The sequence below is a fragment of the Devosia sp. genome (genome assembly GCF_030689745.1).
Lineage (GTDB): Bacteria > Pseudomonadota > Alphaproteobacteria > Rhizobiales > Devosiaceae > Devosia > Devosia alba.
On record NZ_JAUYGL010000131.1, the window covers coordinates 1 to 22,293 of the forward strand.

The following is a 22,293-nucleotide window of genomic DNA, read 5'->3' on the forward strand; positions in this document are numbered from 1 at the left end:
GGCGCGGAAAAGTCAGGTAGAAGCTGGTCATGCGGCCTTCGCGGCGGGCCTTCTGCTCGTAACGCGTCGCCTGCCAGCCCGGATAGGGCTCGTGCCAGTCGCCCGGTTTTTCGGGGGCGAAGACAAAGGCGGACGTGCGCACGATATGGGCCAGCGTCCAATTGGCGTAGTCTTCGATATCGCTGGCAAAGTGAAACACCCCGCCCGGCCGGATCACCCGCGCCAGCTCGGCCAGCGTTGTCGGCGAGACAAAGCGCCGCTTGTGATGGCGCGTTTTTGGCCAGGGATCGGGATAGAGCAGGAAGACTTCGTCAAGGCTGGCATCGGGCAGGGCGGTCAGCAGCTTGAGCGCGTCATCGGTATAGAGCCGGATATTGCCTAGGCCCTCCGAGGCAATGGTTTGCACCATCTTGCCGATGCCGCCGGTAAACACCTCGCAGCCAATATAGCCCGTATCGGGATGCCGCGCCGCCTCGAGCGCCAGATGCTCACCCCCGCCATAGCCAATCTCGACGATGATCTTTTTGGCGTCCGGGAAAAGGCTCGCCGGATCCAGGGTGCCGTTCAGCGTGATGTCAAGATCGGGCAGGGTAGCGTCAAACACTGCCTGCTGGCCGCCATGCAGCTTCTTGCCGGAACGGCGGCCAAAGAAAGCGCGTGGCGCGCCATCGCGCGTTTTGGGCAGCTGGTGGTCAGGCTTGCTCATCAGTCTCACAATATCAAAAAGAACCTCGCCGCCGACGGATCGGCGGCGAGGTTCATGGTAGCACTCATTGATCGATCAGGGCTACTTTACGGCAGCCTTCAAGGCGCTGACCAGATCGGTCTTTTCCCAGGAGAAGCTGCCATCGCGGCCCGCCTTGCGACCAAAATGGCCATAGGCCGAGGTCTTGGCATAAATCGGCTTGTTCAGATCAAGGTGGGTGCGGATGCCGCGCGGCGTCAGGTCCATCACCTTGGCCAGAGCGGCCTCAACCACTTCCTCATCGACCGAACCGGTGTCGTGCAGGTTCACATTGATCGACAGTGGCTGTGCCACGCCAATGGCATAGCTGAGCTGGATGGTAGCGCGCTCGGCCATGCCTGCAGCGACCACGTTCTTGGCCAGATAGCGCGCTGCATAGGCCGCGGAGCGGTCAACCTTGGTCGGATCCTTGCCGGAGAAGGCGCCGCCGCCATGCGGCGCCGCGCCACCATAGGTATCGACAATGATCTTGCGCCCGGTCAGGCCGGCATCGCCGTCCGGGCCGCCAATGACAAACTTGCCGGTTGGATTGACGTGCCAGACCGTCTCGGCCGAAATCCAGCCCTCGGGCAGGGCCTCGCGGATATAGGGCTCGACAATCCTGCGCACATCGGCGGAGGTCAGCGTATCGTCCATATGCTGGGTCGACAGCACGATCTGCGTCACCGCGACCGGCTTGCCGTCCTGATAGCGCACCGTGACCTGGCTCTTGGCATCGGGGCCGAGCACCTTGGCCGGGCCGGTGCCCTCCTTGCGCGCCTGGGTCAGGACTTCAAGGATCTTGTGCGCATAATAGATCGGGGCCGGCATCAGCTCGGGTGTCTCGCGCGAGGCATAGCCAAACATGATGCCCTGATCGCCGGCACCAACATCCTTGTTGCCGGCCTCATCAACGCCCTGGGCAATGTCGGCCGACTGGCCATGCAGCAGCACGTCGATGCGTGCCGTCTTCCAGTGGAAGCCGGCCTGCTCATAGCCAATGGCCCGGATGGCCTTGCGCGCGGCCGACTTGAATTTGGCCGGGTTGACCAGCGGGTTGCCGACGGCGTCAACGACGATCTTGCCCGCCTTGTCCTTTTTCAGCAGCGTTTCGGGGACGCGGACCTCGCCGGCAATGACCACGCGATTGGTGGTTGCCAGGGTCTCGCAGGCAATGCGCACCTGCGCCAGATCCATGCCGGCCTTTTTCGCCTCGCGGAACACCAGATCGACGATTTCATCGCTGATCCGGTCGCAAACCTTGTCCGGATGACCTTCGGAAACTGATTCCGAGGTGAAAAGAAAAGATGATCGGACCACGCAACATCCCCTGAATTGGCTGAAAGCGGCTCAAAACGAGCCATTCGACCCGGTTTGTGACATCCAAGCCCCAACTGGTCAAGCTGGATATAAAGAAAGCTTGATATGATCTGGTGCGGGCTTGCGCCGGGCGCCCCGCTGGAGCCTGTTGCGGCGGCCGCCGCCAGAACCAAAAACCCCGGCCACGACTTTCGTCGGACCGGGGTCTAAACTTGGTGCCCAGAAGAAGACTCGAACTTCCACACCTTGCGGTACACGGACCTGAACCGTGCGCGTCTACCAATTCCGCCATCTGGGCAAGCAGGGCGGTAACTAGGGGGCGCGGTGACCGATGTCAATCACCTTAATCGCCCCGCTCACCAATTCGCCCCGTCCCAATGGGTAATGGCAGCGCGATCCACCGGTGGCGCGCCGTCCAGGCAATGAACATTGATCATCACCAGCTCCTGGCCCTGGCCGTCCGAACCGCGGGCAAATGCTTCAATGCCGCAGGTCCTGCAGAACAGATGGGAGATGGTCTGGGTGTTGAACCGGAACTCGGTGAGATTGTCGGCGCCGCTTTCCAGCACGAAATCGGCAGCCGGCACGGACTGCATCACCCAGCCCAGACGCCGGCAGCGTGAGCAATTGCAGTCGCCCATGGCCGACAGATCGGTGCTGGCCGTGAAGCTGACGGCACCGCAATGGCACTGGCCGTGATAGGTTGTTTGAAGGGCAGTCATAGCAGAGACCTCATTTGAACGGAACAAAACAAGAACAAAACCAGCTTGGAGTCAAGCTCTATTCGCCCCGCGGCCCTCGACAGCAGCGCCGGGCTTGCGCTAGAAGCGGGGAAAGTTTTGCCCCATTTGCCGGAGCCCAGCATGGAAAGCCTTGATCCAAAACTCGTCACCGTGTTTGGCGGCTCGGGCTTTGTGGGAACCCAGATCGTCCAATTGCTGGCCGCCAAGGGACATCGCATTCGTGTTGCCGTGCGCCAGCCCAATCTGGCCGGCCATGTCCGGCCGCTCGGCACGGTGGGGCAGGTGGTGCCTGTCCAGGCCAATATCCGTAACCGGGCCTCGGTCGAGCGCGCTGTCGCCGGCGCCGATATCGTGATCAATCTGGTGGGCATTGGCGCCAATCGCGGCGCTCAGACTTTTGAAGCGGTCCATGTTGACGGCGCCAGGACAATTGCCGAGGCCGCCAGGGCAGCGGGCGCCAGCGCGCTGGTCCACATGTCGGCGCTCGGCGTCGACACGGCCGCCGAGATCAGCGCCTACGCCGCGTCCAAGCTGGCTGGTGAAGCCGCCGTATTCGAGGCTTTCCCCAAGGCGGTGGTAATGCGCCCCTCCATCCTGTTTGGTCAGGGCGACGGTTTCTTCAATCTGATGGCCGGGCTCGCCCGGATGTTCCCGGTAATGCCGCTGATCGGTGGCGACACCAAATTCCAGCCCGCCTATGTGGCCGATGTCGCTGAGGCATTTGTGCTGGCCGCCGAGGGCCAGCTCAAGACAGGCAAGGTCTACGAACTCGGTGGCCCGCAGGTCGAAACCCATCGCGCGCTGCTGCAGCGGATCCAGCGCGAGGCCCTGCGCAACCGGCCGCTGCTGCCGCTGTCCTTCGGGGTTGCCAAGATGCTGGCCAGTGTCATGGCCATTCTCCCGTTTCCGCCACTGCTCACGGTCGACCAGGTCGCGCTGCTCAGCGTGGACAATGTGGTGTCTGCAGCCGCCATCAAGGAGAAGCGAACCTTTGCCGGCATGGGCATTGTCCCCACCGCGATGGACACCATCCTGCCCACCTATCTCTGGCGCTTCCGCAAGCACGGCCAGTTCGACAAGACCCTGCCGAACCCGGCCAGCGACGCCAGCAGCGCCTGATCGGCGCCAATCGATGACCACCAGATGATCAATACCCGGCGCCCGTTGCCTTGCAGCGGGCGTTTTGCTGGGCGTCCGCGTGCTTCACAACTCAGCGATATATCTTGAAACCCGGTCTTTCGGCCATGATATCGGCGATTAACGGCATCAAAGATATATCGGAGCACAGCAAATGAGCACCTACTGGAATAATGGAGAACCCAATTGGCGGCGCATGGAAGCCATGGCGCGAAGCGGCTGGGCTCGTCTGGCCGCTGGCGTCGATAGCGCCGAAAACTGGGGCAATATGGGGGGCAAGTTTCGTATTGGCCGCATGCTGGCATCGGGTGACCTCCGCCTGGTGGCGCTCTATCTGATCGATGAGCAGCCGCGCCATGGTTACGACCTGATCAAGGCGATCGAGGAAAAATCGGCCGGTTTCTATTCGCCCAGCCCTGGCGTGGTCTATCCCGCGCTGACCTATCTCGAGGAAGCCGGGTATGCGACCTCTCATGCCGATGGCAACAAGAAGCTCTACACCATCACCGATGCCGGGCGGGCCCATCTCAGCGACAATCGCGAATCGATCGAATCAACCCTGGCTTTCCTCGCCAAGGCCGGCGAGCAGATGCAGCGCTTCCGCGAATTCGCCAAGGCGGACTGGTCTGCCCAACAGGACGGCCCCACCGATTCGGGTCCCCGGCAGGCCGCTGCGTCGGATACCGATCGTGACCTCAAGGATGTGGTGCCCGAGCTCAACACTGCCCGGCGCGCCCTCAAGGCAGCGATCAAGGCAGCCCGCCGCGGCTCCGAGGACCAGCAATTGCGTGCTGCCATTATCCTGCGCCGTGCGGCCGCTGACATTCACGCGCTTTCCGAAGACGACGTGGACATCTGATGGATCTGAGGGGCGCGGTGTCCACCGCGTCCCTCAGAACGCGCTTCGCAGTCACAAACTAACATGTTAGTCTGCTGCCATGCAGCAAACCGCCCCCGCCCTCGCGCCCCACATCGCCCCCGTCGTTACCCCCCTTCATCAGGTTACTCCCGAGCGGCAAGCCGCCGGTGAGCGCCTGGTGGCGCGCCTCAAGGGCGCGATCGAAGGGTTCATGTATACTGACCCGCTGATGACCTATGCCTGGAGCGGCGACGCCAGCTCCTACCGGTTGATTCCGGCGGCTGTGGTCCTCATCAATTCCGAAGATGAGGTCCGAGCGGTCATGGCCGCCGCCCGGGCCGAGGGACTGCCCATCACCTTTCGCGCTGCCGGTACCTCGCTATCGGGGCAGGCCGTCACCGATGGCGTGCTGGCCGTCCTCGGCGATGGCTGGCGCCGGCTCAATATCCATCCCGGCGCCGAACAGATTACCCTGGGCCCGGCCATTATTGTGGCCAATGCCAATACGGCACTGAAGCCCTTCAACAAGAAGATCGGCCCTGATCCCGCCAGCCAGGCGACCTGCAAGATCGGCGGCGTGGTCAACAATAATTCGTCCGGCATGTGCTGCGGCGTCACCCAGAACACCTATCACACCATGGCGCGCCTGCGCCTGGTGCTGACCGATGGCACCGTGCTGGATTCGGGCGATCCGGCCAGTTGCGCCGCCTTCCGCACCAGCCACGCTGCCATGCTCGATGGCCTGCATCAGCTGCATCATCAGGTGACCAGCGACCCCGACCTGGTGGCGCTGATTACCCGGAAATACGCCATCAAGAACACTGTCGGCTATTCGCTCAATGCGCTGGTCGATTATTCCGATCCGCTCGACATCCTGATCCATCTGATGGTGGGGTCCGAAGGCACGCTCGGCTTCGTGTCCGAGGTCACCTACAATACCGTCCCCGAGCACCCGTTCAAATCCACCGCCCTGGTGCCCTTTCCCGACCCGCAATCTGCGGGCAGGGCCATCATCGAAATGGCCAATGGCGGCATCCAGCTGACCACGGGCGTCACGGCCGCCGAGTATATCGAGCGCCGCGCCCTGGAAACGGTGGCCCATCTGCCCCCCATGGCGCCCCTGCTGCCCTGGCTGACCGACAATTCCCCCGCCGTGCTGATCGACGTCACCGCCCCTGATGCGGCAACGCTGGATCGCGAAGTCGCCAAGGCGGTCGAGCTGCTGTCGCGGCACGGCGCCACCCATGTCGATTTTTCTACTGACGCGATCCGCAGCCACGCCCTCTGGGACATTCGCAAGGGCTTTTTCGCCTCCGCCGGAGCGGCGCGCCCCAAGGGCAGCATCATGCTGACCGAAGACGTGGCCGCCCCGATCGAGCGGCTGGCCGATTTCGTGGTCGATCTGCGCGCCATGCTGGACGATCATGGCTATGAGGACGCCGTGATTTTTGGCCATGCCCTGGCCGGCAATCTGCATTTCCAGATGGGCGACGATTTTTCGCTGCCCGGTTCAGCGGAAAAATTCGATGCCTTCTCCGGCGCCCTCAGCGATCTGGTGTCGCTGAAATATGGCGGCTCGCTCAAGGCTGAACATGGCACCGGCCGCGCCATTGCGCCGTTCGTGGAGGCCGAATGGGGTGCCAAGGCCTATGGCCTGATGCATGCCATCAAGCATCTGTTTGATCCCGAGGGCCTGCTCAACCCCGGCGTGCTGCTCAACCCCGACGACAAGATCCATATCAAGCATCTCAAGGTCATGCCGCCAGCCGATGAACTGGTCGATATGTGTATCGAATGCGGCTTCTGCGAGCCGGCCTGTCCCAGCCAGCAGATGACCCTGTCGCCGCGCCAGCGGATTGCAGTGACGCGGGAGCGGGAGCGGCTGCGGCGCAGTGGAGAAGACCCTGCCCGGCTCAAGCGGCTCGACGATGATTTCCAGTATGCCGGGCTCGACACCTGCGCTGCCTGCAATCTGTGTTCGCTGCGCTGCCCGGTGGGCATTGAAACCGGCACCATGATCATCGGCCAGCGTGCGCAGCGGCGCGGCGCCACCGGCCACGCCGTGGCCGGCTTTGTGGCCGATCATCGCGGCAGTGTGGAAACCCTGATGCGCGCCGGCGTGGGGCTGGCCGACGCCGCCCGCACCGTCATCCCGGCGCCCGCCATCGAAGCGCTGACCGATGCTGCCAGACGGCTGACCGGCAAGCGCCTGCCCCGCGTGTCGCGTGCCCTGCATCGGGGCCCCGGCGCGCCCAAGCCGGTTCCGAACCGGCAGGATCCGCGCCAGACCGGCTTCCCCGTGCCCATCGCCCAGAGCGGCCGGCCATCCATCGTCTACTTTCCCAGTTGCGCCACGCGCATGTTCGGCGCGCCCGCAACCCGCTACGATCTGCTACCGGTGCCCGCTGCCATGCTGGCGCTGCTCGAACGCGCGGGCTTCGACGTCGTCATGCCCGACCATCTCAATGGCCAGTGTTGCGGCCAGCCCTTCCAGTCCAAGGGTTTCCCCGAACAGGCAGCCAGTGTTGGTGGCGACCTCAAGCGCGAGCTGTCTTCTCTGTCCGACGCCGGTCGGTTGAGTGTGGTCACTGACGCCTCGACCTGCGCCAAACATCTGCGTGAGTTTCCCGGCGACGCACCGGTGCTGGATTCCGCGCAATTTCTCCTGAGCCAGGTACTGCCCAAGCTGACCATCACGCAAAAGCTACCGACCGTCGCCGTGCACCACAATTGCTCAGCCCAGCGGCTGGCCGAACAGCCGATGACCGAAGCCATTGCCGGCGCCTGTGCCGATACCGTCGCCGTGCTCAGCGCGCTCAACTGCTGTGGCTATGCCGGTGACAAGGGCCTGTTCGTGCCCGAACTCAACGCCCACGCCACCCGCTTCGCCAAGCAGGATATGCCGGCGGGCTGTACTTTGGGGGTCTCGACGGTAAGCACCTGCGCCTCGGGCCTGAGCGAGCATACCGATGTGCCCTTTGTCGGTCTGGCCAGCCTGCTCGAATGGGCCAGCCGGCCGCTGCACTAGACCTGACCGGGGCTTGCCGCTACTGAACGGGTTCAGCAAGCCCCGGATAACCATGACCATCACCGCCACCATCACCAGCCTTGGCCATAAGGGCGAGGGCGTCGCCGAAATCGACGGCCGCAAGGTCTTCGTGCCGCTCGCCCTGCCTGGCGAGCGCGTCGAGATCGCCCTTGACGGTGATCGGGGCACACTGCTCGGCGTGGTGGCGCCGGCAGAAAACCGCATCGAACCCTTCTGCCCGCATTTCGGCGCCTGCGGCGGCTGCCAGCTCCAGCACATGGACCGGACCAGCTATGAAGCCTTCAAGATCGGCCTGATCGAGACGCCGCTGCGCTTTGCCGGCATTGAAGTGCCGGTCGCCCGCTTTATCGATGCAGCCGGCGACGGCCGGCGCCGTGCCACCCTGCATGCCCGCCGCGAAGGCGTCGGCTATATGCGCGCCCGCAGCCATGAGGTGCACGATCTGGACGTCTGCCCCATTCTGGTGCCGGCTCTGGCCAAGGCGCCCGATATCGCGCGGGCGGTGTTCCAGGCCGTGGGCGAGGCCGATGTCAGCATCGTCGCCAGCCTGTCGGGTCTCGACGTCGCCATCCGCACCGAAAAAAAGCAGGCCCGACACGATCGCGTGGCGCCGCTGGTGGCACGCTTCAAACTAGCGCGGCTGGCGCTCAATGGTGACATGGTGCTGCAGGCCCAGCCTCCCATCATCGAAATGGGCCGGGCCCGGGTGGAATTGCCGATCGGGGCCTTTTTGCAGGCCACTGCCGCTGCCGAAAACCTGCTGGCGGATTATGTGCTCGGCGCGCTCGACCGCAAGGCCAAGACGGTCGCCGACCTGTTCTGCGGCCTGGGGCCCTTTGCGCTGCGGCTGGCCGAACAGCGGCCGGTAATGGCGTTTGACAATGACAGGCCATCCATTGCCGCGCTCGATCACGCCCGCCGCTTTACCAAGGGGCTGCGCGAGATCACCGCCAAGGCCCAGGATCTGTTCCGCGACCCCCTGACCCAGTACGAGCTCAACTATGATTTCGTGGTGCTCGATCCGCCCCGCTCCGGCGCCGAGGCGCAGGTCAGGGAACTGGCCCTGTCCAAGGTCAAGACCATTGTCATGGCGGCCTGCGACCCGCGCACCTTCGCCCGCGACGCCGCCATTCTCATCGCCGGCGGCTATACGATGAGCGATCTGGTGGCGGTGGACCAGTTTACCCAGTCCACCCATATTGAAATGGCGGCCACATTTCGCCGCTAAATGGTCATCTTTAAGCTGGCAACCAATGCGCATTTGACGGCGTTGGGTAAGCATTCAGCAATCATGAGCGACTGCCTTGGGCGCGAGCCGTCGTGATGGAGAACACCATGCATATCTTGAAAACCAGCCTTGTCGTTACTGCCCTGTGTGCCGGCTTTGCCATTCCGGCCGTGTCTGCCCAGGAAGTTGTCCCGAGCGGAACATTCGTTGACGAATACGGCACTTCATTTGAGTTTCAGCCCTGTGGCGAAACCGGCACCACCTTGTGTGCCACGCTGACCAATCTTGAAGGCAGGTCGGCAACTGAACAAAACCTGGCCTTTGTTGGTCAGCAGGTCATGCAAGCCGAGCAGATCGCTCCCAATGAGTGGAAGGGCGAGCTGGTTGCTGGCGACATGAGCGCCGCAGCGACCATTACCCTGGTCAGCGACCAGACCGTCGAGATCCAGGGTTGCCGCGCGGCCATTCTGTGTCAGACCCTGGCCTATAACAAAGCATCCTGACACGGCCTGACGCGAAACCCCGGGCCGATCCCGGGGGTTTTGGTCAGCAGATCGTTGCCACGCGCTCCTTGATGACCGCGAGCACTTCATCGCCGGGGCGCTTCCACCAATTGTCCTGGCTGAAGATTTCCACTTCTTGCGGCCCGAAAAAGCCAGCGTCTTCAATCATCTTGCGGATGGCGGGGAGATCGATGACGCCATCGCCCATCATGCCGCGATCGAGCAGCATGTCCTTGGTCGGCACCAGCCAGTCGCAGATGTGATGGGCGAAGATGCGCTTCATACGGCCGGCGCGGGCAATGGCCTGTGCCAGCCGCGGGTCCCACCAGACATGGTAGACGTCTATGGCCACCCCGACGGTTTCGCCCAGCGTCTCGCAGATGTCGAGCGCCTGGTCGATGGTGTTCACGCAGGCCCGGTCGGCGGCATACATGGGGTGCAGCGGCTCGATGGCGATCTTGACGCCCGAGGCTTTCGCATGCGGCAGCATGGCGGCAATGCCGTCGCTGACCATCTGCCGGGCGCCCGGCAAGTCCTTGGAACTGCCCGGTAATCCGCCCACGACCAGCACGAGGCAATCGGCATTCAGCGCCGCTGCTTCATCGATGGCGCGCAAATTGTCGTCGATCTGGGCTTTGCGACCCTCGGCGGTTTCGGCCGGGAACATGCCGCCCCGGCAGACCCCGGTAACCTGGATCTTGTTGTCGCGCACAATGCGCGCGGCTTCATCAAGGCCAATGGCGGCGATCTGGTCGCGCCAAGGTGATATGGCGGTTATGCCGGCCCGCAGGCAGCCGTCCACGGCTTCGGCGAAGCCCCAGACCTGGCGGGTGGTGGCAAGGTTCAGCGAGATAGAACGTTGGGTCATGGCGTTAGCACAATGTTAACATCAAGCACTGCTTTCATGCGTTTGACGGCAAGATCGGGATCGCTGAGCACCCGCGCCTTGTCAGCCAGCCGGAACAGCTCGCTCAGATGCTGCACCGAGCGCGTCGATTGCTGGCCGCCCACCATCTGGAAGTGGTCCTGCAGCCCGTTGAGGTAGGCGAGGAACACCACGCCCGTCTTGTAGAAGCGGGTCGGGGCGGCAAAGATATGCCGGCTCAGCGGCACGGTGGGTTCGAGCAGGTCGAAGAATTCTTGTGTTTTGCCCTTGCCCAGCGCGGCCAGAGCCGCCGAGGCGGCCGGCGCGATGGCGTCGAAAATGCCCAGTAGCGCGTGGGAATAGCCTTCGCTGTCCCCGGCGATGAGCTCAGCATAGTTGAAATCGTCGCCGGTATACATCTTGACGCTAGCGGGGAGCCGCCGGCGCATGGCGATTTCCTTTTCTGCCGAGAGCAGCGAAACCTTGATGCCATCGACCTTGTCGGCATGGGCGACGATGACGTCGAGGCACACATCCATGGCGGCGAGGTGGTCGGCCCTGCCCCAATAGCCCTCAAGGGCCGGATCGAACATTTCGCCGAGCCAGTGCAGGATGACGGGCTGTTTGACCTGGGAGAGAATGCGGCCATAGACCCTGACATAGTCGTCCGGCGACTTGGCGACAGCGGCCAGCGCGCGGCTCGCCATCAGGATGACGCGCCCGCCTTCGGCTTCGACGAACCCGACCTGCTCCTCATAGGCGGCGATGATCTGGTCGATGGTGACATCGGGGCCGGGCAGCAGGTGATCGGTGCCGGCGCCATAGGCGATCAGCGCATCGTCGCGCGTGCGCGCCTCGGCCTGGGCGCGACGGATCAGCTCCTGCGCCTCGGCCCAGCCCAGACCCATGCCGCGCTGGGCGGTGTCCATGGCTTCGGCAACGCCAAGGCCGAGATCCCACATGCGGTGGCGGAATTTGAGCGTGGTGTCCCAGTCAATCGCCGGCGTCAGCCAGGGATCGTTGCTGGCCAGCGGATCGGCCACGACGTGGGCGGCAGAATAGGCGATGCGATTGAAGTCGCTGGCCTTGTGCTTGACGAAGGGAATTGGGGTGCCGGTCAGCGTGTAAGGCGTGATGGACCGGTCGGGATTGGGCAGGTTGATTGTGGGCATCGAAGGGCTCCGAAGTCTCAACAAACTCGGTGTCATCCCCGCGAAGGATGGGCCCCGGCTCAAGGCCGGGGTGACACCGTGGGTGGGGTGAGGGTGTGCCTCACATGACGTGTGTCAGAATTCGAGCTTCGGCACATCGAGCCAGCGGCGTTCGGCCCAGCTCTTGAGGCCGAGTTCGGCCAGCTGCACGCCCTTGGCGCCGGCTTCGAGGCCATATTCCCATGGCGCATCCTCGGCGACGTGGCGCAGGAACATTTCCCACTGGGCCTTGAAGCCGTTCTGGGCCGGCCAGTTGTCCGGCACTTCTTCCCAGTCTTCAAAAAAGTTCATGGTCTGGGGCTGATCGGGGTTCCAAACCGGCTTTGGCGTGTTGACGCGATGCTGGCTCCAGCACTTGTGCAGGCCCGCCACCGCCGAGCCATGCGTACCATCGACATGGAAGGTCACCAGATCGTCGCGCCGGACGCGGGTGGTCCAGCTCGAATTGATCTGGGCGATCACGCCGCCTTCCAGCTCGAACGTGGCATAGGCCGCGTCATCGGTATCGGCCTTGAAGCGCTTGCCGTTCTCGTCAACGCGCTCGGGAATGTGCGTCGCGCCGAGGCAGGAGACGGCTTTGACTTCGCCGAAGAGATTGTCGAGCACATAGCGCCAGTGGCACAGCATATCGAGAATGATGCCGCCGCCATCCTTCTTGCGGTAGTTCCAGCTGGGGCGCTGCGATGGCTGCCAGTCACCCTCGAACACCCAATAGCCGAACTCGCCGCGTACCGACAGGATATCGCCGAAAAAGCCGCTGTCGCGCAGCATTTTCAGCTTCATCAGGCCGGGCAGGAACAGCTTGTCCTGCACCACGCCATGCTTGAGACCCGAGGCGCGGGCCGTCTTGGCCAGATTGACCGCGATATCCAGGCTGTCCGAGGTCGGCTTCTCGCAATAGACATGCTTGCCGGCGGCCAGCGCCTTTTCGATCAGGCTGGCGCGCATCAGCGTGGTGCCGGCGTCAAAAAACACCGTGTCTTCGGGATTGGCCAGCGCCGCATCAAGATCGCTGCTCCAGCGCTTGAGGTCGTGCTTTTTCGCCAGGCGCTCGATCTTGTCGGCGTCGCGGCCGACAATGATCGGGTCCACCACCAGCCGGTCGCCATTGGACAGCATGACGCCACCCTGGTCCCGAATTGCCAAAATGGAGCGCACCAGGTGCTGATTATAGCCCATGCGTCCGGTCACTCCGTGCATGATCAGGCCAAGCCGCTTATCCGCCATTTCAATATCTCCAAGACACCGTCGGTGTGTAACTGATTAGTTACTTAGATATACGTGCCGGCAAGCCTACGTCAAGCCGCTATTGTTGAAAACTGCCTGGAGCGGCTCACACGCCCAAGGCCATTTTCAGGCCGATCACGCCCAGAAAAACCAGGATCAGGCGGTCAAAGGCCCGCCGGCTGAGCTTGCTGCTGGCCCAGTGGCCGAGCGGCATGATGGCCAGGATCGGGATCAGCGCCAGCACGCCCTGCAGCAACCAGAGCGGCTGCATGACCCCAGCCACCCACAGTGCCGGCAATTGCACCACCGCATACAGCAAGAACATGGCAGAGACGGCAAACACATGGGCAGAGCGCTCGAGCCCCATGGCATGAATGAAAGTCACCGTGATCGGGGAGGAGATCCCAGTGGCCCCCTGCAATGCGCCGGCGCCCACCCCGGCCAGCGGCCCGAAACGCCTGGCCATGGCGGGGCTGAGTATCCAGTGCGGCGTGGCCAGTCGCATGGCGACATAGGCCAGAAGGATGACGCCGAGCACCAGTACCAGCAGTCGTTCGGGCAAGCTGGTCAGGGCCCAGGTGCCCACGCCGATGCCGAGGACCCCGCCCGCCAGAAACAGCGGCATGAAGGCGAGCTGCGGCGATTTGACTTCAGTGCGAAAGCGCCAGACTTGCCAGGCATTGGTGGCAATCAGCGGCACAACCATCAGGCCGACGGCATGCTGCAACCCGAACGCCGTGGTGAGCACGGGTAGCGCGATCAGCGGCAGCCCCATGCCGGTGGCACCCTTGACAAAACCCCCGCCACCCAATGCCAGGGCGATGATCAATACCGACGTTAAATCCATAATCCCAGTCAACCTTCCAACTTCCTTGTGGCGCAGCCGTTTCGGTGAACCGGCCCCCCATTATTGCGTCGTCACGGCTCGGCCTGCCGCCGCGGCCCGGTTTCCGGCGGGTGCCGGCGAAAAGTCACCATCTGGTTACTTGTGGATTGACATCGCAGATATGTTGGTACCAGTCTAGGTGCCGGGCCAACCGATAATAATCAGCCCGACCACTTTTAAGGAGGCTCATCATGAAGCGCACAATGCGACTTCTGCTGACCTGCAGTGCCGCGACGGTGCTGCTTGGTACGACTATGACATTTGCGCAGGAATGGAAGCCCGATCGCCCGATCAATCTGATCGTGCCGTGGGGTGCCGGTGGCTCCACCGATCAGGTGACCCGCGTCACCGCGCCAATCCTGGCCGAAGCACTGGGCGTCGACATTGTCGTCGTCAACCAGCCGGGCGCCTCGGGCGCCATTGGCACACAGGAAGTGCTCAACGCCCCGCATGACGGTTACACCTGGACCGCCAATGCCATCGCCAACAACGCCACCTATTCGGTGTCGGGCCTGCTCGAAGATACCAATATCGACGACTGGCATATCTATCTTTCGGTCGCCAATGTGCCGGTGGTCAGTGTGCCTGCCGACAGCCAGTTCACCGATTTCGGCGAATTGCTGGCGGCGTTCCAGTCCGATGGCGGGCGTGGTGTCACCGTTGCCACCGCCGGTATCACCTCCTCGGGCGGCACGGCCATCGCCGCGCTCTCCGATGCCGCAGGCGGCTTCGAATACAATATGGTCACCTATGACGGCGGCGGGCCGGCTGCCATCGCGGTCGCCTCCGGCGAAGCCATGGTCACCACCCAGCTGGCCGTGGAACAGACCGAACTGATCCGGGGCGGTCGTCTGCGGGCACTCGCCGTGCTGTCGGACAAGCCGCTGCTGCTCGATGGCGTTGATCCGATTCCCCCGATCACCGACTGGCTGCCCGAGATGGGGCTCGCCCCCGATTATTTCGGCATTTTCATCCCCGCCGATGCGCCCGCCGAAGTGCTGGCTACGGTCGACAAGATCTGGGCCGAAAAGGTGATGAACGCCCCCGAACTCAAGGCCTATGCCGAGAATTTCGGTGCGGTTTTCGCGCCATCCTATGGTGCCGAAGCCCGCGCGCTGGCCATGCCGGTGGTGATTCTGGAAGCCTGTTCGGCCATGGAACGCGGCGAAGCCGCCAATGATCCGTCCACCATCGGCATTGACTGCGAGACCCGCACCGAAGTGGGCATGTAGCCGACGCTGACACACCCCTGTCTGCGGCCCGGCGGGACCACCCGCCGGGCCCGATTTCTGCAATGAGATGAATTGCCCATGGTCGAACAATCCCCCGACGCCGCGCCATTACCGCCTGCCGATGAGGCCGTGCCTCCCGCCATGATCAAAGCCGATCTGGCCGCCGGCCTGTTCTTTGTCGTGCTGGCGGCGGCGACCCTGTTTGGCTCCTGGACCATGGATCGCCTTGAGGCACGCCGCATCAATCCAATGACCGCGCCGGGCCTGGTGCCCGGGCTGCTCAGCGCGGCGCTGCTGGTCTGCGGCGTAATTCTGACGCTGCGCTCGCTCCGCACCCCGGCGCCCGAGGGCTGGCGCGACCTTGGCCGCGCCATTGTCTCGTCCGGGGCGCAGCGCGCCGGCGCCGTGCTGGTGCTGACCCTCGTCTATTCGCTGGTGCTGGTCGGCCTGCTGCCGTTCTGGCTGGCCACCGGGGTCTTTGTGTTCGCCTTTGTCCTGGTGTTCGAAGCCTGGCTGGCCGCGCCGCGGCACCCCCTGCTGCGTACCCTGCCCTGGGCATTCGGGCTCGCCGTGGTGACCGCTGCCGTGGTCACCCTGGTGTTTGAGCGCCTGTTTCTCGTGCGTCTACCGTGACCGGAGTTTAATGAAGCATGTTCGACGGTCTCGGCCTGCTGGCCAATGGCATCAGCCATTTCCTCAACCCCATCTCCCTGTTCAACATCGTCTGGGCCACGCTGCTGGGTATCGTGATCGGCGCCCTGCCGGGACTGACGGCCACGATGGGCGTCGCCCTGCTGGTGACCCTCACCTACAAGATGGCCCCCGACCAGGCGATCCTGGTGCTGATGTGCATCTATTCAGGCGCCATCTATGGTGGCAGCCGCACGGCCATCCTGCTGGCCATTCCGGGCACCCCCGCCAGCGCCGCCACCACGCTGGACGGCCACCCGCTGGCGCTGCAGGGCAAGGCCGGTCTGGCCATGGGACTGGCCACCACCTCCTCGGCCCTGGGCACGATCATCGGCATTGTCGCGCTGGCGCTGATCGCGCCGCTACTGGCCGAGGCGGCATTGAAATTTGGCACCTATGAATTCTTCTGGCTGGCGCTGTTCGGCGTGATCATCTCCGGGCAGCTGACCGCCATGGACGATCCGCTCAAGGGCTATATGGCCGGCATTCTCGGGCTGCTGGTGGCCATGGTCGGCATGGAAACCCTGCATGCCCATCAGCGCTTCACCTTCGGCATAGCCTCGCTCGGTGGCGGGGTCGATCTGATCCCGGCCATGGTCGGCGCCTTTGGTTTTGCCGAAATCCTCGGCGTCATGAAGCGCACCGCCCAGGCCCGTATCGTCTCGTCCAGCGACCGCGTCGTGCCCAAGCTGGGCGAAGTGTTCAAATACTGGAAAACCATCATCCGTTCGGGCCTGATCGGCACCTTTGTCGGCATCGTCCCGGGGGTGGGCGAAGATGTCGGCGCCTGGGCCAGCTATGCCGCCGCCAAGCGGGCCAGCAAGGAACCGCACATGTTCGGTCGCGGCAGCCAGGAGGGGCTGATTGCCGCCGAAACCGGCAATTCCTCCGTGGTGCCCGGCGCCATGATCCCCACCTTGACCCTGGCATTGCCCGGCTCGGCCGCCGCCGCCGTGCTGATTGCCGCCATGTTCATTCACGGTATTCGACCCGGTCCGCTCCTGATGACCGAAAGCCCCGAAACGCTCTACCAGATCGTGGCCGTGCTGCTGTTTTCCACCCTGGCTATCCTGGTGCTCGGCCTGACGCTGACCAAGCCCCTGCTGACCGTGTTGTCGGTACCGCGCGAGCGACTGATGGCGGTGGTCTATGTGCTGTGCGTGGTGGGCTCGTTCGCCATCACCCAGCGGCTGTTCGACGTCTATGTCATGGTCGGCTTCGGCATTGCCGGCTTCATCCTGCGCGAGATGAAATTCCCCATGGCGCCGCTGGTGCTGGGAATCATCCTGGGTGATCTGCTCGACCTCAATTTGCGGCGGGGTCTGCTGCTGACCAATGGCGACCCCAGCCCGTTCTTTACCCGTCCGATCAGTGCTGTTATCTGCGGGGTCATCGTTGTCACCATCCTGATGTCAATTCCGGCGGTATCCAAGCGTGTCAGAGCCCTCCTCCCCAGCGCCCGCGCCCAAAGCCCCGGCCAAGGCTAAAACGCCTTCGGTCAAGCGGGCGCGCGACAGCGTCAAGACCAAGGCCGGCATTCTGGTGGCGGGGCGCGCCGAATTTGCCGCGCGCGGTTTCGAGGGCGCGCGGGTCGACGCCATCGCGGCGTTGGCCGGCGCCAATAAGCGCCTGCTCTACCACTATTACGGCAACAAGGAAGAGCTGTACCGCGCCGTGCTGCTCGACGCCTATCAGGAGATCCGGCGGGGCGAGCGGGCGCTCAGTCTCGACCAGTTCGGCCCGGTCGAAGCTATGGACCGGCTGGTGCGCTTCACCTTCCGGCACTTTCTGGCCAATCCCTGGTTTCCGCGCCTGCTCAACACCGAAAACATCGAGAATGCGCGCTTTCTCAAGACCATGACCGATATCCCGGCGCTGCACTCGCCGCTGGTCGGCCAGATCACCACCATTGTCGAGCGTGGCGCCGATGCGGGGGTATTTCGCCGCGATGTCGATCCGGTCCAGCTCTATATCTCCATTGCCGCGCTGGGGTTCTTCTACGTCTCCAATATGGCCACGCTCTCGGTGATCTTTGCCCGCGATCTGAGCGGCATCGACATGGTGCAGGAGCGCGAAGCCCAGGCGGTGCAGATGGTGCTCGACTATCTGCGCACCAAGCCGGCCTAGACCAGCGGCGGCAGGGCTTTGCTCGCCGCGCTCTGCAGCCAGCCAATCAGCTCGGCGACGCGCGGCTCGTCAACACGCTCGTTGAGCGCGTACACGCCGATCGTGTATTGCGGGGTCGGCTCATTGACGGTGACGCGGGCCAGTCCGCGCCGGGCGAATTCGGACTCCATCACCGCGGTATGGCTGATCACCGCATCGGTGCGCGCCACATAGTCCAGACACGCCGCCAGCGAGTTCGAGGCGAAGGCATATTTGCCCTGCTCGAAGCTGGTGCTGCCCGCCGTACTGCGGCTCCAGGTTTCAAAAAACCGCTGGTGCCGCGTCTCGGGCAGGGCGCTGGTCACCGCCGGATAGGCCTCCAGCTCATTCAGGCTGCGCGGCGCCAGCAGCAGCGGATGGCCGGCGCGCACGAAATAGCCCTGACCCACCCGGGTCAGCGGACAAAAGCGCGCGCCGGCGCTGCGATTGAGCCCCTCGATCTCGTGCCCGACAAACAGCGAGATGTCGCCACTCAGCAACTGGTCCATCAGCCGCAACTGGTTGCCCAGGCTCACATGCACCCGCGCACTGGGGAAGTCGCGCGAATAGTCCACCACCATGTCGCGGATGAACAGGGTCCACCACGAATAGCCGGTGCCCAGATTAAGGCCCTGCTCGACCCGGCCGCGCTGCTGCTCGATGGCCTTGAGGGTATTGTCATAGAGCCGCCGCATCAGCCGGGCGTTCTGATACAGGATCTCGCCATATTCGGTCAGCTCGACCCCGCGCGAGGATCGCGTCAGCAGCGCCACGCCCATGTTTTCCTCGAGCTTGCGCATGTTGAAGGTCAGCGTTGGCTGGGTGATGAACAGCGCCGCCGCCGCCCCGGTAATGGAGCCCGCCTCCGCCACCGCCAGAAACTGACTCAGCAATTTGTCCATGCGTTTTGCTCCATAGATAGAATCTATATTAGGCAGGATATTTCGTATTTTTCTTTTGATCCAGTCTGGGCCAGACTTTTCCTCAAGCAGCCAGATTAGTGCTGCAAGGAGGCGCTCCGCGACTCCGGGTCATTGCGTGACTCGGTGCCAATAAGCATAAATATTTCAATGGGGTAGCAAATCAGACTCAATCTGGTCGGGTGGTGTTCACAACCATGGAAATCTTCCATACAAGAAGATTGCGCCCCGCCAAACCAGTGTGCTATGTCGTAACCAGTCGGTTATTTGTGCAACGCGCAAAGTGATGAGACGCACAACTCACAAGGATCCGCTGAAGACAGCAATGCTCGGTGGCGGAGATGCGTAACCGGTTAGTGAATTAGCAGCAGGAGGCTGCTGAGTTACAAATGTTCCAGCTATTGGAACGACCACAGTTCATGGGAGGAAACCTGATGACTATTCGTATCGATCGCCGCCATTTCCTGATGGGGAGCTCGGCGTTGATTGCTGCCGGCGCGGCCGGCATTTCGCCCGCCTTTGCCCAGGCCGAGCGGCTGCGCATGCTGTTCTGGGGCGGCCAGGCCCGCGCCGACCGCACCTATGCCGTGACCGACCTGTATCAGGCGGCCAAGGGCACCGACGTCGAGGGCGAGTTCCTCGCCTGGAACGACTACTGGCCCAAGCTGGCCACCCAGACTGCCGGCGGCAATGCCCCCGACATCATCCAGATGGATTATCGCTACATCGTCGAATACGCGCAGCGCAACGCCATTGCCCCGCTCGACGAATTTGTCGGCGGCGCCCTCAAGCTCGACGATTTCGATGCTGACCAGCTCGAAGGCGGCAAGGTCGATGGCAGCCTCTACGGCATCAGCCTGGGCGCCAATTCGGTGGCCCTGATGGTCAACACCACGGCCTTTGAAGAAGCCGGCGTTGCCGCCCCGACCCGCGACCTCACCTATGATGAAATCATGGCCATGGGCGAGGCGTTCAACAGTGCCAATGTGCGCGGTGGCATGAAGGTGATCATGGACGGCTCGGGCAGTGAGCCCATGCTCGACAACTGGCTGCGCCAGAAGGGCCTGGCCCTCTACACTGCCGACGGCAAGCTCGGCTTCGACGCCGACGCCATGACCGAGTGGTTCCAGCTGTGGAGCCAGATGCGCGAAGCCGGCGTTTGCGTTTCGGCCGAAGATCAGGCCCTGGATACCGGCCCGCATGAAACCACCATGCTGGTTCTGGGCAAGGCGGCCATGATGCCGTCGAACTCCAACCAGCTCGTCGGCTTCCAGGCCGTGATGCAGGACGATATCACCATCTCGTCCTATCCGCGTCTGGCGGCAGGCGTCGGTGGCGGCCACTATCGCAAGCCCTCAATGTTCTTCTCGGTGGCCGGCTCGTCCGCCAACAAGGAAGCAGCAGCCGAATTCCTCAGCTTCTTCGTCAATGATCCCGAGGCCGCAGCCGTGCTGGGTGTCGAACGCGGCATTCCGTGCTCGGCCGCCGTGCGTGACGCAATCGCCCCAACGCTGTCCGAGCAGGACCAGATCGCGCTCAACTTCGTCGCCAATCTCGGCGACCTGCTTGGGCCACTGCCACCATCGCCACCGGCTGCCGCCGGCGAAATCGACATCTCCCTGCTGCGCACGCTCAGCCAGGAAGTCGGCTTCGGCGCCCGTTCGCCAGAAGATGCGGGCCCGTATTTCGTCACGGAAGCCACTGCCATCCTGAATCGGGCCTAACCCATGACCGCGCGCTCTCTACAATCGGGCGCTCCCGCAAGGGAGCGCGCGGCCACCCCCTCCACCTGGTCCCGGATCTGGCAAAACGATGCCCCGGGCTACCTGTTTCTGTTGCCCTGGCTGATCGGCTTCATCGGCTTGACCGTCGGCCCGATGGTGACCTCGCTCTATCTCAGCTTCACCGATTTCGATCTGCTCACCTCGCCCGACTGGGTCGGCGCGGACAATTACATCCGCATGTTCACCAATGACGCCAAGTTCTGGACGTCGATGCGGGTGACCATGTTCTTCGTGATTTTCTCGGTGCCGCTAAAGCTGGCCTTCGCGCTGGCCGTGGCCATGCTGCTCAATCGCGGCATCAGGGGCCTGCCGCTGTATCGCGCGCTGTTCTATCTGCCGAGCCTGCTCGGTGCATCGGTCGCCATCGCCATCCTGTGGCGCCAGATCTTCGCCGGTGACGGCCTGGTCAACAAGCTGCTGCTTCTGGTGGGTATTGAAGGCCCCAGCTGGATTTCCAATCCGCAATATTCGCTGTGGACGCTGATCGTGCTGTCGATCTGGCAGTTCGGCTCGCCCATGATCATTTTCCTCGCCGGTCTGCGCCAGATTCCCACCGACATGTATGAAGCGGCCAGCCTGGACGGCGCCAGCAAATGGCGGCAATTCGTCAAGATCACCCTGCCGCTGCTGACCCCGGTGGTGTTCTTCAACGCCATCATCCAGACCATCGAGGCGTTCAAGAGCTTCACGCCCGCCTTCATCATCTCGGGCGGCACCGGCAATCCGATCAATTCAACGCTGTTCTACACCCTTTATCTCTATCAGGAGGCATTTGCCTTCTTCCGCATGGGCTATGCTTCAGCACTGGCCTGGGTCCTGCTCGCGGTAGTGGGTGTGTTCACCGCCTTCTCCTTCTTCACCTCCAAATACTGGGTGCACTACGATGAGTGATGTCCCCGCCAAGCTTACCGTGGTCACCGGCAAGGGTTCGCCCGGCCGCTCCCGGCTGACCTCGCTGCTCATTCACCTGGGACTGCTGGCCGCCTCGGTGGTGATGCTCTACCCGCTGCTGTGGCTGCTGGCGGCATCGTTTCGCCCGGAAAACGAGATATTCACCTCGGCCAGCATTCTTCCCAGTGTCTGGAGCATCGATTCCTACATTCGCGGCTGGAACGGCTTGCGCACCAGCTTTGGCGTCTTCTTCACCAACAGCTTCATCATCTCGGGCCTGTCGGTCATCGGCAACGTCATGGCCTGCTCGATGGCGGCCTACGCCTTTGCCCGGCTGGACTTCAGGTTCAAGAACTTCTGGTTCGCCATGATGCTACTGACGCTCATGCTGCCCTATCAGGTGACGCTGATCCCGCAATATGTGCTGTTCCGCCAGCTCGGCTGGGTCAATACCTTCCTGCCGCTGGTGGTGCCGAAGTTCCTCGCCGCCGATGGCTTCTTCATCTTCCTGATGGTGCAGTTCTTCCGCGGCCTGCCCAAGGAACTCGACGAGGCCGCCCAGATGGACGGCTGCTCGCCCTGGCGCATCTACTGGAAGATCATCATTCCGCTCTCCATGCCGGTGCTGGCGACCGCTGCGATCTTCACCTTCATCTGGACCTGGGACGACTTCTTCGGCCCGTTGATCTATCTGAGCGAAATGAAGTCCTACACCGTCATGCTGGGTCTGCGCACCTTCACCGACAGTACCGGGGAAAGCGACTATGGCGGCCTGTTCGCCATGAGTGTGCTCAGCCTGGTGCCAATCTTCCTGTTCTTCCTCTTTTTCCAGCGGTTGCTCATCGAGGGCATCGCCACCACCGGTATGAAACGTTAGCC

The 22,293-nt window shown here is 63.1% G+C and carries 20 protein-coding genes and 1 tRNA gene; 12 read left to right on the top strand and 9 right to left on the bottom strand.

The genetic code is table 11. The features are described from left to right. The 4 genes from trmB to Q8O80_RS11380 form a co-directional block, all read right to left on the bottom strand. A partial coding sequence (gene trmB / locus Q8O80_RS11365) for a tRNA (guanosine(46)-N7)-methyltransferase TrmB (RefSeq protein ID WP_305579572.1) occupies positions 1 to 706 on the bottom strand: 706 nt, incomplete at its 3' end. 81 nt (positions 707 to 787) lie between these two features. Then, positions 788 to 2,044, bottom strand: coding sequence for a methionine adenosyltransferase (gene metK / locus Q8O80_RS11370; protein WP_305579573.1), 1,257 nt, complete (start codon positions 2,042 to 2,044; stop codon positions 788 to 790). 213 nt (positions 2,045 to 2,257) lie between these two features. Beyond that, a tRNA-Leu gene (locus Q8O80_RS11375) sits at positions 2,258 to 2,342 on the bottom strand. A gap of 58 nt (positions 2,343 to 2,400) precedes the next feature. After that, positions 2,401 to 2,766, bottom strand: coding sequence for a GFA family protein (locus Q8O80_RS11380; RefSeq protein WP_305579574.1), 366 nt, complete (start codon positions 2,764 to 2,766; stop codon positions 2,401 to 2,403). Between the two features lie 141 nt (positions 2,767 to 2,907). On the opposite strand from Q8O80_RS11380, the gene Q8O80_RS11385 reads away from it, so the two are divergent. The 5 genes from Q8O80_RS11385 to Q8O80_RS11405 all read left to right on the top strand — a co-directional run bounded on the left by Q8O80_RS11385 (position 2,908) and on the right by Q8O80_RS11405 (position 9,563). Beyond that, positions 2,908 to 3,906, top strand: coding sequence for a complex I NDUFA9 subunit family protein (locus tag Q8O80_RS11385; RefSeq protein ID WP_305579575.1), 999 nt, complete (start codon positions 2,908 to 2,910; stop codon positions 3,904 to 3,906). A gap of 172 nt (positions 3,907 to 4,078) precedes the next feature. Next, positions 4,079 to 4,783: a PadR family transcriptional regulator gene (locus Q8O80_RS11390; protein ID WP_305579576.1), complete on the top strand. Its 705-nt coding sequence runs from the start codon at positions 4,079 to 4,081 to the stop codon at positions 4,781 to 4,783. A gap of 79 nt (positions 4,784 to 4,862) precedes the next feature. Continuing rightward, complete coding sequence (locus Q8O80_RS11395; protein WP_305579577.1) at positions 4,863 to 7,811, top strand: FAD-binding and (Fe-S)-binding domain-containing protein; 2,949 nt, start codon at positions 4,863 to 4,865, stop codon at positions 7,809 to 7,811. A gap of 52 nt (positions 7,812 to 7,863) precedes the next feature. Further along, a complete protein-coding gene (locus Q8O80_RS11400; protein WP_305579578.1) occupies positions 7,864 to 9,060 on the top strand; it encodes a class I SAM-dependent RNA methyltransferase in 1,197 nt (398 codons plus the stop codon). A 107-nt stretch (positions 9,061 to 9,167) separates the two neighbouring features. Further along, entirely contained in the window at positions 9,168 to 9,563 is a 396-nt protein-coding gene (locus tag Q8O80_RS11405; RefSeq protein ID WP_305579579.1) for a hypothetical protein, read from the top strand. Between the two features lie 43 nt (positions 9,564 to 9,606). Here Q8O80_RS11405 and Q8O80_RS11410 read toward each other — a convergent pair whose 3' ends face one another. From Q8O80_RS11410 to Q8O80_RS11425, 4 genes are all read right to left on the bottom strand, one after another. Beyond that, positions 9,607 to 10,431: a sugar phosphate isomerase/epimerase gene (locus Q8O80_RS11410; protein WP_305579580.1), complete on the bottom strand. Its 825-nt coding sequence runs from the start codon at positions 10,429 to 10,431 to the stop codon at positions 9,607 to 9,609. After that, on the bottom strand, positions 10,428 to 11,600 hold the full coding sequence (locus tag Q8O80_RS11415; RefSeq protein ID WP_305579581.1) for a dihydrodipicolinate synthase family protein: 1,173 nt from the start codon (positions 11,598 to 11,600) through the stop codon (positions 10,428 to 10,430). Before Q8O80_RS11415 ends, Q8O80_RS11410 begins: the two co-directional genes overlap by 4 nt. Before the next feature lie 114 nt (positions 11,601 to 11,714). After that, positions 11,715 to 12,866: a Gfo/Idh/MocA family protein gene (locus Q8O80_RS11420; RefSeq protein ID WP_305579582.1), complete on the bottom strand. Its 1,152-nt coding sequence runs from the start codon at positions 12,864 to 12,866 to the stop codon at positions 11,715 to 11,717. A 106-nt stretch (positions 12,867 to 12,972) separates the two neighbouring features. After that, positions 12,973 to 13,713 carry a sulfite exporter TauE/SafE family protein gene (locus tag Q8O80_RS11425; RefSeq protein ID WP_305579583.1) on the bottom strand — a complete coding sequence of 247 codons (741 nt, stop codon included), beginning with the start codon at positions 13,711 to 13,713 and terminating at the stop codon, positions 12,973 to 12,975. A 230-nt stretch (positions 13,714 to 13,943) separates the two neighbouring features. Between Q8O80_RS11425 and Q8O80_RS11430 the strand changes: the two genes are divergently transcribed. From Q8O80_RS11430 to Q8O80_RS11445, 4 genes are all read left to right on the top strand, one after another. Then, complete coding sequence (locus Q8O80_RS11430) at positions 13,944 to 14,984, top strand: tripartite tricarboxylate transporter substrate binding protein (RefSeq protein WP_305579584.1); 1,041 nt, start codon at positions 13,944 to 13,946, stop codon at positions 14,982 to 14,984. 78 nt (positions 14,985 to 15,062) lie between these two features. Next, the gene (locus Q8O80_RS11435) at positions 15,063 to 15,617 is read left to right on the top strand and encodes a tripartite tricarboxylate transporter TctB family protein (RefSeq protein ID WP_305579585.1); all 555 of its coding nucleotides are present in this window, start codon (positions 15,063 to 15,065) and stop codon (positions 15,615 to 15,617) included. A 17-nt stretch (positions 15,618 to 15,634) separates the two neighbouring features. Continuing rightward, positions 15,635 to 17,161: a tripartite tricarboxylate transporter permease gene (locus Q8O80_RS11440; RefSeq protein WP_305579586.1), complete on the top strand. Its 1,527-nt coding sequence runs from the start codon at positions 15,635 to 15,637 to the stop codon at positions 17,159 to 17,161. Continuing rightward, complete coding sequence (locus Q8O80_RS11445; RefSeq protein ID WP_305579587.1) at positions 17,109 to 17,801, top strand: TetR/AcrR family transcriptional regulator; 693 nt, start codon at positions 17,109 to 17,111, stop codon at positions 17,799 to 17,801. Before Q8O80_RS11440 ends, Q8O80_RS11445 begins: the two co-directional genes overlap by 53 nt. Here Q8O80_RS11445 and Q8O80_RS11450 read toward each other — a convergent pair. Next, on the bottom strand, positions 17,798 to 18,721 hold the full coding sequence (locus Q8O80_RS11450) for a LysR family transcriptional regulator (RefSeq protein WP_305579588.1): 924 nt from the start codon (positions 18,719 to 18,721) through the stop codon (positions 17,798 to 17,800). The genes Q8O80_RS11445 and Q8O80_RS11450 overlap by 4 nt on opposite strands. Before the next feature lie 452 nt (positions 18,722 to 19,173). Between Q8O80_RS11450 and Q8O80_RS11455 the strand changes: the two genes are divergently transcribed. Genes Q8O80_RS11455 through Q8O80_RS11465 form a run of 3 tightly spaced genes read left to right on the top strand, consistent with a single transcriptional unit; the run spans position 19,174 to position 22,291 of the window. After that, positions 19,174 to 20,463: an ABC transporter substrate-binding protein gene (locus Q8O80_RS11455; protein ID WP_305579589.1), complete on the top strand. Its 1,290-nt coding sequence runs from the start codon at positions 19,174 to 19,176 to the stop codon at positions 20,461 to 20,463. A 3-nt stretch (positions 20,464 to 20,466) separates the two neighbouring features. Continuing rightward, positions 20,467 to 21,414, top strand: coding sequence for a carbohydrate ABC transporter permease (locus Q8O80_RS11460; protein WP_305579590.1), 948 nt, complete (start codon positions 20,467 to 20,469; stop codon positions 21,412 to 21,414). Continuing rightward, complete coding sequence (locus Q8O80_RS11465) at positions 21,407 to 22,291, top strand: carbohydrate ABC transporter permease (RefSeq protein WP_305579591.1); 885 nt, start codon at positions 21,407 to 21,409, stop codon at positions 22,289 to 22,291. The genes Q8O80_RS11460 and Q8O80_RS11465 overlap by 8 nt, the downstream gene beginning before the upstream one ends. Positions 22,292 to 22,293 lie beyond the last annotated feature (2 nt).